The sequence below is a fragment of the Micromonospora sp. C97 genome (genome assembly GCF_018070385.1).
GTDB classification, from domain to species: Bacteria; Actinomycetota; Actinomycetes; order Mycobacteriales; family Micromonosporaceae; genus Micromonospora; species Micromonospora parva.
This window is the reverse complement of the sequence record NZ_JAGPXU010000005.1, coordinates 279,174-293,784: the sequence shown is the minus strand read 5'-3', so window position 1 is coordinate 293,784 and position 14,611 is coordinate 279,174. Positions and strand designations below refer to the sequence as shown.

Annotated in this window: 11 protein-coding genes and 1 pseudogene; 9 read left to right on the top strand and 3 right to left on the bottom strand. The window is 71.3% G+C overall.

Annotation, left to right across the window (positions count from 1 at the left end):
• The first annotated feature begins 60 nt into the window (after positions 1-60).
• Together KBX26_RS10860 and KBX26_RS10855 are read left to right on the top strand one after the other, a co-directional pair.
• Positions 61-969, top strand: coding sequence for a carbohydrate ABC transporter permease (locus tag KBX26_RS10860; RefSeq protein ID WP_030337772.1), 909 nt, complete (start codon positions 61-63; stop codon positions 967-969).
• Complete coding sequence (locus KBX26_RS10855) at positions 966-1,865, top strand: carbohydrate ABC transporter permease (protein WP_030337773.1); 900 nt, start codon at positions 966-968, stop codon at positions 1,863-1,865. The genes KBX26_RS10860 and KBX26_RS10855 overlap by 4 nt, the downstream gene beginning before the upstream one ends.
• Before the next feature lie 279 nt (positions 1,866-2,144).
• On the opposite strand, the gene KBX26_RS10850 is transcribed toward KBX26_RS10855, so the two are convergent.
• Positions 2,145-3,131, bottom strand: coding sequence for an N-acetylglucosamine kinase (locus KBX26_RS10850; protein ID WP_030337774.1), 987 nt, complete (start codon positions 3,129-3,131; stop codon positions 2,145-2,147).
• A gap of 206 nt (positions 3,132-3,337) precedes the next feature.
• Here KBX26_RS10850 and KBX26_RS10845 point away from each other — a divergent pair.
• The 5 genes and pseudogenes from KBX26_RS10845 to KBX26_RS10825 form a co-directional block, all read left to right on the top strand.
• Positions 3,338-4,276, top strand: a pseudogene (locus KBX26_RS10845) (MurR/RpiR family transcriptional regulator); the annotation flags it as partial.
• A gap of 68 nt (positions 4,277-4,344) precedes the next feature.
• A complete protein-coding gene (locus KBX26_RS10840; RefSeq protein ID WP_030337776.1) occupies positions 4,345-5,094 on the top strand; it encodes a sugar isomerase domain-containing protein in 750 nt (249 codons plus the stop codon).
• A 26-nt stretch (positions 5,095-5,120) separates the two neighbouring features.
• Positions 5,121-6,557, top strand: coding sequence for an N-acetylglucosamine/diacetylchitobiose ABC transporter substrate-binding protein (gene ngcE, locus KBX26_RS10835; protein ID WP_030337777.1), 1,437 nt, complete (start codon positions 5,121-5,123; stop codon positions 6,555-6,557).
• Between the two features lie 18 nt (positions 6,558-6,575).
• Positions 6,576-7,484 carry a carbohydrate ABC transporter permease gene (locus KBX26_RS10830; RefSeq protein ID WP_030337778.1) on the top strand — a complete coding sequence of 303 codons (909 nt, stop codon included), beginning with the start codon at positions 6,576-6,578 and terminating at the stop codon, positions 7,482-7,484.
• Positions 7,484-8,410 carry a carbohydrate ABC transporter permease gene (locus KBX26_RS10825; protein WP_030337779.1) on the top strand — a complete coding sequence of 309 codons (927 nt, stop codon included), beginning with the start codon at positions 7,484-7,486 and terminating at the stop codon, positions 8,408-8,410. The genes KBX26_RS10830 and KBX26_RS10825 overlap by 1 nt, the downstream gene beginning before the upstream one ends.
• 6 nt (positions 8,411-8,416) lie before the next feature.
• Here KBX26_RS10825 and KBX26_RS10820 read toward each other — a convergent pair whose 3' ends face one another.
• Both KBX26_RS10820 and KBX26_RS10815 read right to left on the bottom strand, forming a co-directional pair.
• On the bottom strand, positions 8,417-10,108 hold the full coding sequence (locus KBX26_RS10820; protein WP_247680496.1) for an ABC transporter ATP-binding protein: 1,692 nt from the start codon (positions 10,106-10,108) through the stop codon (positions 8,417-8,419).
• 50 nt (positions 10,109-10,158) lie between these two features.
• The gene (locus tag KBX26_RS10815) at positions 10,159-11,988 is read right to left on the bottom strand and encodes an ABC transporter ATP-binding protein (protein ID WP_210865342.1); all 1,830 of its coding nucleotides are present in this window, start codon (positions 11,986-11,988) and stop codon (positions 10,159-10,161) included.
• A 66-nt stretch (positions 11,989-12,054) separates the two neighbouring features.
• Here KBX26_RS10815 and KBX26_RS10810 point away from each other — a divergent pair, with 66 nt between their 5' ends.
• A complete protein-coding gene (locus KBX26_RS10810) occupies positions 12,055-13,764 on the top strand; it encodes a bifunctional 3'-5' exonuclease/DNA polymerase (RefSeq protein WP_210865369.1) in 1,710 nt (569 codons plus the stop codon).
• Between the two features lie 245 nt (positions 13,765-14,009).
• Positions 14,010-14,603, top strand: a complete 594-nt coding sequence (locus KBX26_RS10805; RefSeq protein WP_030337783.1) for an NTP transferase domain-containing protein — start codon at positions 14,010-14,012, stop codon at positions 14,601-14,603.
• The last annotated feature ends 8 nt before the right edge of the window (positions 14,604-14,611 follow it).

Here is a 14,611-nt window from a genome sequence, read left to right as displayed (position 1 = left end):
CTGGCCGGTGGGGGAGACGCCCTTCCCCACCGGCCGTACCCCCTCGGAGAGGTCCACCTCGTGAAACATGGCAAGTGGCCGCTGATCGTCACGTTCCTGGTGCCGCCGGTGCTGCTGTACGTCTTCTTCGTCGTCTCGCCGTACCTCCAGGCGTTCCAGATCTCCACCACCGACTGGCTCGGCTACTCGGCCGACGCGAACCCGGTCGGCCTGGCCAACTTCAAGGCCCTCTGGCACGACGACTACGTGTGGAACGCGCTGAAGAACAACGTGATCCTGTTGGCTCTCGTGCCGGTGCTGACCATCGTGCTGGGGCTCTTCTTCGCCACCATGCTCGCCATGGGCGGGCGCAAGGGCAGCGCCGGCGTGACCGGCGTACGCGGTGGCGCGCTCTACCGCACCGTCTACTTCTTCCCGCAGGTGCTCTCCGTGGTGATCATCGCGCTGCTCTGGAAGGAGGTGTACCACCCCAACAAGGGGCTGCTGACCAGCGCACTGCATGGTCTCGGCCTGCCCTCGCCGACCTGGCTCGGCGACCCGGCGACCGCCTTCTGGTGCGTCCTGGCGGTGATGGTGTGGAGCAACGTCGGCTTCTACGTGGTGCTGTTCGGCGCGGCGATGTCGGCAGTGCCGAAGGAGATCTACGAGGCGGTGCTGCTCGATGGCGCGTCCCGGTTCACCACCCTGCGTCGGGTCACCCTGCCGCTGCTCTGGGACACCGTCCAGGTCGCCTGGGTCTACCTGGCCATCTTCGCCCTGGACGGGTTCATCCTGGTGCAGCTCATGACCAACGGCGGCCCGAACTTCTCCACCGACGTGATCGGCGTACGGATGTACGACACCGCCTTCGGCAGCGAGACCAAGTTCGGCTACGCCTCGGCGATCGGCGTGGTGATGTTCTTCTTGACCCTCTCGGTGGCGGTGCTGTCGCTGCGCATCGGCCGGCGCGAACGGATCGAGTACTCGTGACCACTCTGGATCAGCCCACCACGACCGCCCCGACCCCGGTCGTCCGCCGGGACCGCCCGGTGCGCCGGGAACTCGGCGTGGCCAACACCCTCTCGCACGGCTTCCTGCTGGTCTGGGGTCTGCTCACCGTCCTGCCACTGCTGTGGATGTTCATCAGCTCGTTCAAGACCAACGGTGAGATCCTCGCCGACCCGTGGAGCCTCCCCGGCGCGTTGCACCTGGACAACTGGGCGCGGGCCTGGACCGGCGCGCACATCGGCCGGTACTTCCTGAACAGCATGGTGGTGGTCGCCGGTTCGGTCAGCCTCACCATGCTGATGGGGGCCACCGCCGCGTACGTCTTCGCCCGCTACGAGTTCCGGGGTCGCCAGGTCGTCTACTACCTCTTCGTCGGCGGCCTTATGTTCCCGGTGTTCCTCGCCCTGGTGCCGCTCTTCTTCGTGGTCCGCAACGCCGGCCTCTTCAACACCTGGCTCGGGTTGATCCTCGTCTACGCGGCGTACTCGCTGCCGTTCACGGTGTTCTTCCTGACCGCGTTCTTCCGGACCCTGCCGACGTCGGTGGCGGAGGCCGCGCTGGTCGACGGCTGCGGCCACTTCCGGCTCTTCTTCCGGGTGATGCTGCCGATGGCACGTCCGGGACTGATCAGCGTGGCGATCTTCAACTTCCTCAGCCACTGGAACCAGTTCCTGCTGCCGCAGGTGCTGTTGCAGGGCGACGAGTCCAAGTGGATGCTGGCCCAGGGGCTGTTCGCGCTCTCGGTCAGTCAGGGCTACGCCGGTGACTACGCCCGGCTGTTCGCCGGACTGAGCATCGCGGTGCTCCCGGTGCTCGCCGTGTACGTGGCGTTCCAGCGTCAGGTGCAGGCTGGCCTGACCGCCGGCCAACTCAAGTAGCGGCCCGCCACCCTGACCGATAACGACCACCCGGTGTGCGGCCCGAACACGACCTCCCGCCCGACCCGGCCGCGACCCTCCGCCCGGTCCGCCCGACCCCCTCGCCCGGTCATGATCGTGCTCGATCCTGGATGTGGTCCCCTCCTCGTGGCACGAGGCCACTACTTCCTGGTTCGAGCGCGATCATGACCGGCGCGCCCGGGCCCCATGCGCGAGCGCGGGGGCGGTGGGGGCGCGGGGCGGCCAGGTGCTGGCGGCCGGGTGGTGGGGCGTGGTGGGTCAGGGGGTGGGGAAGAGACGGGCGTGCAGGGCGGCGGGGTCGGTGACCTCGGGTAGGCCGCGGGCGGCGAGCCAGGCCGCGGCGGCGGCCCCGTCTGCGGCGGTACGCACCGGCGCGTCCGGCCAGCGTCGGGCGATCTCGGCCCGGACGGCGGTGGCGAGCGGGGTGTCCGCGGTGAGCAGGCCACCGCCGAGCACGACGGGTGTCACCGCCCCGGCGGTGCGGATGCGACTCACGCTCTCGGTCAGGTGCGCGGCGGCTTCGGTGATCAGCGCGGTGGCGACCGGGTCGCCGTGGGTGGCGGCGTCGACGACCAGCGGTGCGAGCCGGGCGAGTTCGACGGGGGGTCGACGGGTCACCGTCTGGATGGTGGCGTCGACGGTGTCCCGGGGGCGGGCGGCGATGTCGGCGCTGCCCAGCAGTTCGGTGAGGACGGTCGTGGCCAGCGCGCCTGGGGCACGCCCCGCGTCGAGATCGGCGAGTAGCCGGCGTACCGCTTCCCGGCCGAGCCAGAAGCCGGAGCCGGCGTCGCCGAGGAGCCAGCCGTGGCCGTCGGCGATCCGGTCGAGCCGCAGGTCGTGGACCTGCGCGGTGATTGCCCCCGTGCCGGCGATGAGGATGGTGCCGTCCGGGGCGGCGGTGCCGGAGGCGTAGGCGACCAGGGCGTCGCCGTGCACCTCGTACGGGCAGCGCAGGCCGGCGTCGCGCCAGGCCTGGTCGAAGGCGGCCCTTCCGGCCGGGTCGGCGAGCAGCCGGCCCGCTCCGGCGAGACCGATGGTGCCGGCGGCGGCCCGCGCCGGGTCGACGTCGGCGAGCGCCTCGCGCAGTGCGGTCAGCAGTTCGGCGGCGGCGCGTTCGGCGCCGTGACTGGTGGGGTTGCCGCCGCCGGCGCGGCCGGTGCCGACGCGGTGCCCGGTGAGGGTGAGGACGGTCGCCCGGGTGGACGTACCGCCGACGTCGAGCCCCACCACGACGGTGTCGGACATCGGCACGGGTCTCCTTGCGTGGAACGGCGATCTGGCTTGTTCATGCTGGTCGGCGGCGTGGTGCGGGGCAAGTGGTGGGGGCCGTGCGGGGCTGTGCGCCGGGTAACAGTTTGAAAACTTCGCCCACGGTCTTGACATAGAGGGGCGTCTAGTAAGAACTTTTACCACTAACGGTTAACAGTCTTTTCGGAAAGTTGAGGCGACTCATGGTTGATCACGAGGTGGACACCGCCGCTGGGACCGCGGTGGTCGACGCCGACGTGATCGACCGCAGAACCTCGCCCTCCGACGGGGTGCTGGCAAGGGTGCGCAACGGGCTCGGGGAGTTGACCGGCGCCCTGCACCGGGTCGCCGAGCACGTGCTCAGCGACCCGGAGGCCGCCGCCCGATCGACAATCGTGGAGCTGGCCGAGCGCAGCGGCACCTCACCGGCGACCATCACCCGGTTCTGCCGGGCGATGGGCTTCGAGGGGTACGCCGACCTGCGACTGGGCATCGCTTCCGAGACCGGGCGGGCGCGCTCGGCCGGTTGGACGGTCGACATCGGACGGGAGATCCAGCCGAGCGACCCGCTCGCCCGGGTGCTCGACCAGATCATGGCCGCCGACACCCGAGCCATGCACGACACCGCCACCCTGCTCGACCTCGGCGAGGTGGAGCGGGCCGCCGTGGCGATCGCCGGCGCCAGCCGGGTCAACATCTTCGGCGCCAGCGGCAGCGCCCTGGTCGGCGAGGAGATGCAGTTCAGTCTGCACCGCATCGGGGTGGCGGCGTGGGCGTGGAACGACGTGCACGAGGGGCTGGCCAGCGCCGCCCTGCTGCGACCGGGGGATGTGGCGCTCGGCATCTCGCACACCGGGCAGACCCGGGAGACCATCGAGATGCTCGCCGAGGCGGGCAGCCGGGGCGCCACCACGCTCGCGCTCACCGGCTTCCCCCGCTCGCCACTGGCCGAGCTGGCCGACATCGTGCTGCTCACGGCCAGCCAGGCGACCACCTTCCGGCCGGACGCGCTCTCCGCCCGGCACCCCCAGCTGGTGGTGCTCGACCTGCTCTACATCGCCGTCGCCCAACGCACGCACGACCGCGCGCACGCGGCCTTCCGGCGGACCGCACAGGCCGTCGACGGACACAAGTCGGCGAAGCGGCCGCCGGGAAGCCACCCGCCGCAGCCGACACGAGGTTTCCCGACAGCATCCGAGGGAGCCGACTCATGATCAGCGCCCAGGGGTACGCGGACGCCGTCCGCCCGGTGCTCGACCGGCTGCTCGACTCGGAGGCCGACGGGATCACCCGGGCCGCCGACCTGATCGCCACCAGCCTGCGCGACGGCGGCGTGCTCCAGGCGTTCGGCGCCGGGCACTCGGAGGCGTTCGCCGCCGAACTGGTCGCCCGGGCCGGCGGGTTGGTCCCCACCAACCGGCTCTCGGTACGGGACCTCGTGATGCACGGTGACGCCCCGCGCGACGTGCTCGCCGACCCCAAACTGGAACGTGACCCCTCCATCGCCCACCAGATCTACGCGCTCGCGGCGCCCCAGCCGCGCGACGTGTTCGTGGTGGCGTCCCAGTCCGGCATCAACGGCTCGGTGGTCGAGCTGGCGGCGCTGGTCACCGAGCGCGGTCACCCGTTGATCGCGGTCACCTCGGTCGAGCACACCGCACGGGTGGCGCCACGGCACCCGTCCGGGCATCGGCTCGCCGACCTCGCCGACGTCGTGCTGGACAACGGCGCGCCGTACGGCGATGCACTGCTGCCGCTCGAGGGCGGCGGCGCGGTCTGTGCGGTCTCCTCGGTCACCACGGCGCTGCTGGCGCAGCTGCTGACCGCGGAGGTCGTACGACGGTTCCACCAGGCCGGAGAGGTACCCCCTATCTACCTCTCCGCCAACGTCCCCGGAGGGGACGAGCACAACCTCGCCCTCGAGTCGCGGTACGCCGGACGTCTCCGGCGTACCGCATGACCCGAATTCCACAAGGAGAGACGACGATGTCGATTACCCCCGAACACCCGGCCGCACTCGACCGTCGCACGGTGCTGCGTCGCGCCGCCGCCGTGGGCATGCTCGCCACTCCGGCCATCGGCCTGCTCGGTGCCTGCGCCACCAGCAGCAACGACGGCGACAACGAGCAGGTCGCCGGCGGCACGAAGAGCGAGAAGAACCCGCTGGGCGTCAAGGAGGACGCCGCGATCGAGGTGGTCATCTTCAACGGTGGCTACGGCGAGAAGTACGCCACCGACGTGCACGAGCCGCTGTACAAGAAGGCGTTCCCCAAGGCGGAGGTCAAGCACCAGGCCACCCAGGCCGTCTCCACCGTGCTCCAGCCGCGGTTCGCCTCCGGTAACCCGCCGGAGTTCGTGAACAACTCGGGCGAGAAGCTGATGGACTTCGGCGCGCTCGTGGCCGACGGTCAGCTCCAGGACCTCACCGAGCTGTGGGACGCGCCGTCGGTCGACGACCCGACGAAGAAGGTCCGCGACACGGTGGTGCCCGGCACCATCGAGGCGGGCTCGTTCAACGGCAAGCCGTACGTCCTGTACTACGTCTCCACGGTCTTCGGCATCTGGTACTCGGGCAAGCTGTTCAAGGACAACGGCTGGGCGCCGGCGAAGAACTGGGAAGAGTTCATCGCCCTGCTCACGGCCATCAAGGCCAAGGGCATCACCCCGTACGGCTACGCCGGTGCGAACGCGGCCTACTACCAGTGGAACGTGATCCTCACCCACGCCGCCAAGATCGGCGGCGTGGACGTGCTGAAGAACATCGACAACCTGGAGGACGGCGCCTGGCAGCAGGACGCCGTGAAGCAGGCGGCCACCGCGTGGGCCGAGGTCGGCGCGAAGTTCAGCGACAAGAGCTTCGAGGGCCTCAAGCACACCGACGTGCAGCTGCGGCAGAACCAGTACAAGGTGGCCCTCTACCCGAGCGGTGACTGGCTGGAGGGCGAGCAGAAGAAGGACACGCCGGCCGGCTTCGACTACCAGCTCATGCCGGTGCCGAGCATGTCCGCCTCGGACAAGCTGCCGGCCACCGCGCTGCGGGCCACCGCCGGTGAGGGCTACTTCGTCTCGGCGAAGAGCAAGAACCCCAAGGGTGGCCTGGAGTACATGCGCCAGATGCTGTCCAAGGAGGGCGCGAAGGGCTTCACCGAGGTCGTCAAGGCCCCGACCGTGGTCCCCGCCGGTTCGGAGGGCTTCGCCTTCCCGCCCGGTGTGGCCAGCTCGCAGGCCGCGCTCAAGGCGGCCGGTCAGGACGTGTTCAACCTGTACTTCGACGGCTGGTACAAGGAGCTCGACACGGAGGCGCGGACCGCCACCAACGAGCTGATGTTCGGCCGGATCAACGCGGACGCCTTCGTGGAGCGGATCCAGAAGCGTGCCGACGCGATCAAGAAGGACAGCTCCGTCGCCAAGTTCAAGCGCTGATCGATCGGAGCTAGGGTCATGCGGCACGGCAAGTATCCATTCGTGATCGGGTTCCTGTTCGCCCCGGTCGCGCTGTACGTGACATTCGTGATCTGGCCGTACGCGCAGGCGTTCCAGATCTCGATGACCAACTGGCGGGGGCTCTCCGCCCCGCAGTGGGTGGGCTTCGACAACTACCGGAGGTTGCTCGACGACGGGGCCTTCTGGAAGGCGGTCCAGCACCACGGCGTACTGCTGCTTGCCCTGCCGCTGATCACTATCGCCATCGCCCTGTTCTTCGCCTTCCTGCTCAACGTGGGCGGCAAGAGCAGCGGTGGTCAACGCCAGGGGGTCTGGGGGGCGAAGTTCTACCGGGTGGTGTTCTTCTTCCCCCAGGTCCTGGCGGTGGCCATCATCGCGGTGTTGTTCCAGATGGTGTACCGGCCGAACGAGTCCGGTCTGATCAACGGCGTACTGATGAAGTTCGGCCTGGAGCCGATCCTCTTCCTGGTGAAGCCGAACCTGGCCCTCTGGTCGATCATCGCGGTGCTGGTCTGGCAGGCGGTCGGCTTCTACGTGGTGCTCTTCTCGGCGGGGATGGCCTCCATTCCCGGTGAGATCTACGAGGCCGCCGAGATGGACGGGGCGTCGAAGGTGACCCTGTTCTTCCGGGTCACCCTGCCGCTGCTGTGGGACACCCTCCAGGTGGCCTGGGTCTACCTCGGGATCGCGGCGTTCGACGCGTTCGCCATCGTGGCGGTGCTCTCGGTGGACGGTGGCGGCCCGGACGGCGCCACCACAGTGCTGGCCATGGAGATCTACCGCAACGCGTTCGTCTACTCGAAGTACGGCTACGCCTCGGCGATGGGCGTGGCGTTGTTCTTCCTCACCCTCACGTTCGCGGCGCTGACGCTGCGGCTCACCAAGCGGGAAAGCGTGGAGTACTGATGAATCCGCAGTCGACGCTGCCGCCCCCGGCGGCGCTGCCGCCGAAGACCGGTGACCCGTCCGCCCCCGCCGGGCCGGGGCGCAAGGGCCCCCGCTCGGAGGTACGGTTCTTTGCCAGCCTGGGGCACGTCGCGCTCGCCGTCTGGGCGGTGATCGTGATCGTGCCGATCCTCTGGACCTTCCTCGCCGCGTTCAAGAACACCAGCGAGATCTTCAGCAGCCCGTGGACGCTCCCGGCGGAGCTGCGCTGGGAGAACTTCTCCCGGGCCTGGACCAAGGCGCACGTCGGGCGGTACTTCCTGAACAGCGTGATCGTGGTGTCGTGCAGCACCTTCCTCACCATGCTGCTCGGCTCGATGGCCGCGTACGTGCTGGCCCGCTACAAGTTCTGGGGCAACCGGGCGGTCTACTTCCTCTTCGTCTCGGGGTTGGCCTTCCCGGTCTTCCTGGCTCTGGTGCCGCTCTTCTTCGTGGTGAAGAACCTGGGTCTGCTGGACACCCACACCGGCGTGGTGCTGGTCTACACCGCGTACTCGTTGCCGTTCACCGTGTTCTTCCTGGCGGCGTTCTTCAAGACGCTGCCGTCGTCGGTGGCCGAGGCGGGGATGATCGACGGCTGTGGGCACAGCCGGCTGTTCTTCCAGGTGATGATGCCGATGGCGAAGCCGGGCCTGATCAGCGTCGCGATCTTCAACATCATCGGTCAGTGGGCGCAGTACCAGCTCCCGTTGGTGCTGCTCTCCAACGCCAAGGACAAGTGGGTGCTCACCCAGGGCATCGCCGACATCTCGGTCAACGCCGGCTACGAGGCGGACTGGTCCGGGTTGTTCGCCGCGCTGACCATCGCCATCCTCCCGATGATCCTCGTGTACGCGCTGTTCCAGCGTCAGATCCAGGCCGGCCTCACCTCCGGTGCCGTGAAGTAGGGCGTCTCACCGCTCGTCGACGCGGGTGTGCCAGGAGCGCCACAGGGCCGCGTACGCGCCACCGGCCGCCACCAGCTCGTCATGGCTGCCGATCTCGGTGATCCGGCCGTCCGCGAGCACGGCGACCCGGTCGGCGTCGTGCGCGGTGTTGAGCCGGTGCGCGATCGCGATGACGGTCCGTCCGGAGAGCACCGCGGCCAGCGCGCGCTCGGTCCGTCGGGCGGTGGACGGGTCGAGCGCCGCTGTCGCCTCGTCCAGGATCAGGGTGTGGGGGTCGGCGAGCACCAACCGGGCCAGCGCGAGCTGCTGGGCCTCGGCCGCACCGAGCTGACGGGCCCCGTCGCCGAGCGGGGTGTCCAGGTCGTCGGGGAGCGCGGCGAACCAGTCGGCACCGACCGTGGCGAGCGCGGCGCGCATCTGGTCGTCGGAGGCGTCGGGCGCGGCGAACGAGAGGTTGTCGCGTACCGAACCGATGAAGACGTGGTGCTCCTGGGTGACCAGGGCGATCCGGCGGCGGCGCTCGGCCGGGTCGAGGTCGGTGACCGGGCAGCCGCCGATGCTGACGACACCCTGCCGTGGCGCGTCGATCCCGGCCAGCAGCCGGGCCAGTGTGGACTTGCCGGCGCCGGACGGGCCGACGACGGCCAGCCGCTCGCCGGGCTGCACCTCCAGGTCGATGCCGTGCAGCACGTCCGGCCCGTCGGAGTAGGAGAACCGTGCCCCCCGCACGACGAGCCGCTCGCCTGGGGACGAGTTCGTCGTGCCGGGCGGTTCCGGCGGAACCATGCCGACACCGAGCACCCGGGCGTACGACGCGAAGCCGCGTTGCGCCTGCTCGGTCCACTGCAACAGGCGGTCCAACGGGTCGATCGCCTGTTGCAGGTAGAGCGCGGCGGCGACCACCGCGCCGAGCGACACCATGTCCCGGGCCAGCAGGTAGCCCCCGACGAGCAGGACCATGGCGACCGGCAGCGGGTAGCTGGCCTCGACGACCGAGAAGAACACGGTACGCAGCGCGAGGGTCGCCCGACGGGCCCGCCACACCAGCGTGACGCGGGTGGTGCCGTGGCGGACCCGCTCGTCGGCCAGCCGCAGCGCCTCCACCGTGCGGGCGCCCTCGGCGGTGGTGGTCAGCGTCTCGGTCAGCTCGGCGGCCGCCGCGCCCTCGGTGAGGTACGCGGAGCTGGCCCGGCGCAGATACCAACGGGTCACCGCCACGATCGACGGGAGCCCGGCCAGCGCGGCCAGCCCGAGCAGCGGGTGCAGCAGGAAGACCGCACCGAACAGCAACGTCAGCTGCACGGTGGCGATGACGATGGTGGGCACCACGTCGCGCACCGTGCTGCCGACCGTCGACACGTCGACGGAGCTGCGGGTGGCCAGGTCACCAGAGCCGGCGCGCTCGACGACCGAGACCGGCAGCCCGAGAGTCCGGGAGACGAACTGCTCGCGCAGCTCGGCGACGGCCCGTTCGCCGAAGCGGTGGCCGGCATACTGGGCGTATCGGGAGAGCAGGGCACTGACCAGGACACAGCCGGCGATGGCCAGTGCCAGCCGGTCCACAGTGGCCACGCCCGCGCCCGCGGCGACCCGGTCGACGATGGTGCCCAGCAGCCACGGCGGGGCGAGCCCGGCGACCGCGGCGGCGCTGTGCAGCGCCAGCACCACCCCGACGGCGCGCCGGTGTCGGCTGATCATGTCGCGCAGGGCCCGGCGCACGGTGGCGCGGTCGGCCACCGGCAGGCGGCTCACCGGTACGCCTCCTCGCTGCCCCGGGCCACCAGGTGCCGGTAGGCCGGGTCGCTGTCGAACAGGTCGGTGTGGCCGCCGGTGCCGGTGACCCGGCCGGCGCTCACATGCGCGACCAGGTCGGCCCGGCCGAGCAGTAGCGGTGACGTGGCGATCAGCACGGTGGTCCGCCCGGCCCGGGCGGTCCGCAGCCGCTCGGCGATCCGCGCCTCGGTGTGCGCGTCCACCGCCGACGTCGGGTCGATGAGGATCAGCACCTCCGGTTCGCGGTGCAGCGCCCGGGCCAGGCGCAGCCGTTGGCGCTGGCCGCCGGAGAGCGTCCGGGCGCGGGCGTCGATCGGGGTGTCCAGCCCGGCGGGCAGGGCGTCGACGACGTCCTGCGCGGAGGCGGTTCGCAGGGCCGCGCCGATCCGCTCGTCATCGTCGTCGGCCCCGGCGCCAAGGATGTCGCGCAGCGTGCCGGCGAACAGGTACGAATCGTGATCGGCGACGAGGATCCGGGCGCGGACCTCGTCCAGGGCCACGTCGCGCAGCGGCACACCGCCCCAGGTGACACCGCTGACCACGTACCGGCCGAGCCGGTCGGCCAACGCCACGGCCGTCGCCGGGTCGTCCACCGCCACGCCGGTCAGCGACCCGGCGCGCACTGTCAGCCCGGTCACCGGGTCGTGCAGGTCGCCCGGGCCGTCCGGCGCGGCCGGGCCAGGTGGCCGGCGTGCCTCGGGCACGGAGCCGGGCCGGCGTGCCTCGGGCCGGCGTGCCTCGGGCGTTTGATCGGGCCGGCGTGCCTCGGGCGTGGAATCGGGCCAGCGGCGACCAGGTCCACCGACGTCGTCAGGTGTCACGTTGAGCAGGTCGGCGATGCGCCGGGCGGCGACCCGACCCCGGATCAGCTGGTGACTGCCCTCCAGCAGAAACCAGACCGGCACGATCAGGGTCGCCACGTAGCCGTAGACGGCGACCAGTTCGCCGATCGTGACGTCACCGGTCACCGCCATCCGGGCGGTCAGCCACACCACCGCCGCCAGGAACAACCCGGGGATAGCGACCGTCGCCGCGTCGATCCAGCTGTTGACCGCGCCGACGCGGTAGCCCTCGGCGCGCAGCTCCTGGGACCGGGCCGCGTACCGTCGGGCGAACAGGTCCCGACCACCGACCCCGGCGAGCACCCGCAGCCCGGCCACGATGTCACCGGACCGAGCGGTGAGCGCGCCCTGTTGCCGCCGGTAGACCGATTCGGCCCGCTCCAGGCGACGCAGCAGCGGCCCCACGACCAGACCGACCACCGGCACCCCCACCAGCACGCAGAACGCGAGCATCGGGGAGATCGACCAGAGCACCACGGCGATCACCCCGTACGCGACGACCGCGCCGACGCCCGGCCCGGTCAGCGTCAGCACCTGCGCCGTCCAGTCGATGTCGGAGCCGCCGATGGTGGACACCTCGCCCGCGCCCACCCGGCGGGGCAGCACCGCGCCGATCCGGGACAGGTGGCGCAGCAGGACCTCCGCCGAGCGGGCCTTGGCGTCCTCCCGGATGAAGGTCATCGTGCGGTGCCGCATGATGCCCAGGTAGGACAGGCCCACGCCGGCGACCACGATCGCCGCGACCCAGAGCGCCAGCGCGCGGGTGTCGCCGGTGCGCAGCCCGTCGTCGACGGCCCGGGCGATCAGATAGGGCCGGGCCGAGAGCCCGATCATCCAGGCCGTGCCGAGCAGGCTGCCACGCAGCACCCGCCAGGGTTGGCAGCGGACCAGCCACCACAGGTAGCGCATCGGACCACGGGTGTCGGGGGTGCCAGGATCGGGATGCGGGATCTGCGGAGGCACCTGATCACGCTACCGACCGGCTCCGACACCGCACCGACCCGAATCCGGTGAGGTGCGCCTCCGTTTCTGTCGGACGAAAGAGGCAGAATCACGTTCGTGCTGGTGGCGGTGGTGTCCGACGAACGCGGCGGGGGAGTGCTGTGCCCGCTGGACGCCACCGGCCAGCCGTGCGGCCCGGCGGAGACCGTCACCGATCTGGTCGCCGAGGTCGCCGCGCGCGAGGCCGCAGAGCGCCCCCGCTGGGTCTGGGCGACCGCCTCGGCGGTCTATCCGCCGCTGTTGCGCGCCGGCGTCCGGGTCGATCGGTGCCACGACGTGGAGTTGACCGAGGCGTTGCTGCTCGGCCACGCGGGCCGCTGGGGCGAGCCCCGCTCGCTGGCCGCCGCCTGGGCCCGGCTGACCGGCGCGGCGGTGCCGCCCGACCCGCCGCCGCGCGCCGTCGCACCACCCGGGCACGGGCAGGGCGCGCTCTTCGACACCCTGCCCGGTCTGCCGGGGCCGGGCATCGAGGCACTGACCCGGGTGTACGCGGACCAGCTCGCCCGGGTCGCCGGGACCGAGCACCCCGGCCGGTTTCGGTTGCTGGTGGCCGCCGAGTCGGCCGGCGCGCTGGTCGCCACGGAGATGGGCGTCGCCGGGCTGCCGTGGCGTGCCGACGTGCACAACGAGATCCTGCACGAGCTGCTCGGTGAGGCGTCCCCGGTCGGTGGGCCGCCCCGTCGACTTGCCGAGCTGGCCGCCCGGATCGCCGACGCCCTCGACGTACGCGGCCTGCACGCCGACTCGCCGGCCGAGCTGCTGAAGGCGTTCGCCCGGGCCGGGGTGGAGCTGCCCAACACCCGGGCCTGGGTGCTGCGCGGGGTGGACCATCCGGCGGTGCCGCTGGTGCTGGAATACAAGGAGCTCTACCGGATCTGGACGGCGCACGGCTGGGCCTGGCTCGACCAGTGGGTGCGGGGCGGCCGGTTCCAACCGGAGTACGTGCCAGGTGGTGTCGTCTCCGGCCGGTGGGCCACCCGGGGTGGTGGCGCGTTGCAGATCCCCAAGGTGATCCGGCGGGCGGTGGTGGCCGATCCGGGTTGGCGGTTGGTGGTCGCCGACGCCGGCCAGTTGGAGCCCCGGGTGCTGGCAGCGGTCTCCGGCGACGCGCGGTTGGCGGCGGCGGGCGGTGCCGGCGACCTCTACGCCGCGTTGGCCCGGGATTCGTTCGGTGGCGACCGGGCGAAGGCCAAGGTGGCCCTGCTCGGTGCCATGTACGGGCAGACCGGCGGGGCCGCGGTGCCCGCGTTGGCGGTGCTGAAGCGCAGTTACCCGACGGCGTTCGGTTACGTCGAGGCGGCGGCGCGCACCGGTGAGACAGGTGGGTTGGTGCGGTCGTGGCTGGGGCGGACGTGCCCGCCCGGCTCGGCCGGGTTCGGTGAGCTGGGCGACGAGACCGCCGATCCGGAGGGGCCTGCCGATCCGCAGAGTCCACGGGCGCGTGCCGCGCGGTCGCGGGGGCGTTTCACCCGCAACTTCGTCATTCAGGCCACCGCCGCGGAGTGGGCCTCGACGTTGCTGGCGACGCTGCGTACGGAGTTGTCCGGCACCGACGCCGAGTTGGTGTTCTTCCAGCATGACGAGGTGGTCGTGCACGCGCCGGCGGGCCAGGCCGACGCGGTCGCCGAGGCTGTCAGCCGCTGCGGCGAGCGGGCCTCGGCGCTGCTCTTCGGTGCGACGCCGGTCCGGTTTCCGCTGGATCTGTCCATCGTCGACTGCTACGCCGACGCCGCCTGACCCGCGAGCGTACGCCGACCGTCGGGACACCGGCCAGGTTCGCGCCGTCGGGCGACCGCCGCGCCCTCGACGACCGGCACCGTCCGCTGCGTCGGGAGATGCCGGGCGTGTAACGGTTGTGCTATTTCTCCTTTTCGCCCCGCCACCCTCGGCTGGCCGTCCTCGTTGCAGTGTCCGTAGGAGGGGGCGGATCTGTCACGGTCCGTTCCGTGCTGGAGGGGGCGCAGCTGAACCGGATCGCAGGAATGATCATCGCCGCAGGCGGAGGACGACGGATCGGTGGTCCCGAGGCGCTGCTGCACCAGGGGGGAAAGCCCCTGGTCAATCAGATGATCGACACGATGACCGAGGCGGGCTGCGAGCGGATCGTGGTCGTCCTGGGTGCCGCCGCCGACCAGGTCCAGGAGACCGCTGACCTGGGCAAGGCCACCGTTGTGATCAACAAGGCGTGGGGCACCGGAGTCGGCTCGTCCATCCGGGCCGGTCTGGCCGCGATGGACGACGACGGGATCGAGGCGGTGGTGGTGGTCCCGGTCGACATGCCGGGCCTGACCGCGACGGCGGTCCGGCGGGTGGCCGCGCTGCCGTACCCGGACGTGCTGGTCTGCGCCACCTACGACGGGTTGCGCGGCTATCCGATGTTGTTCGGCCGCCGGCACTGGCCCGGCATCGCCACCCTGGCCAGCGCCGACGTGGGCGCCCGGCCGTACCTGTTGGCGCACAAGGACCAGATTGTCGACATCGCCTGCGACTCGGTCGCCGACGGCAGCCGGATCGACACCCCGGAGCTGATGGATCTCTACGGCCTCACCGTCCCGCCGCAGCGCGTCGGGGTCTGAGGCGGCAA

Excerpts from the sequence above, each read along its gene's own strand:
- KBX26_RS10830 (WP_030337778.1), top strand. The coding sequence starts at position 6,576 with ATGCGGCACGGCAAGTATCCATTCGTGATCGGGTTCCTGTTCGCCCCG.
- KBX26_RS10825 (WP_030337779.1), top strand. The coding sequence starts at position 7,484 with ATGAATCCGCAGTCGACGCTGCCGCCCCCGGCGGCGCTGCCGCCGAAG.
- KBX26_RS10850 (WP_030337774.1), bottom strand. The coding sequence starts at position 3,131 with ATGTCCGACACCGTCGTGGTGGGGCTCGACGTCGGCGGTACGTCCACC.
- KBX26_RS10840 (WP_030337776.1), top strand. The coding sequence starts at position 4,345 with ATGATCAGCGCCCAGGGGTACGCGGACGCCGTCCGCCCGGTGCTCGAC.
- ngcE (WP_030337777.1), top strand. The coding sequence starts at position 5,121 with ATGTCGATTACCCCCGAACACCCGGCCGCACTCGACCGTCGCACGGTG.
- KBX26_RS10805 (WP_030337783.1), top strand. The coding sequence starts at position 14,010 with ATGATCATCGCCGCAGGCGGAGGACGACGGATCGGTGGTCCCGAGGCG.
- KBX26_RS10820 (WP_247680496.1), bottom strand. The coding sequence starts at position 10,108 with ATGATCAGCCGACACCGGCGCGCCGTCGGGGTGGTGCTGGCGCTGCAC.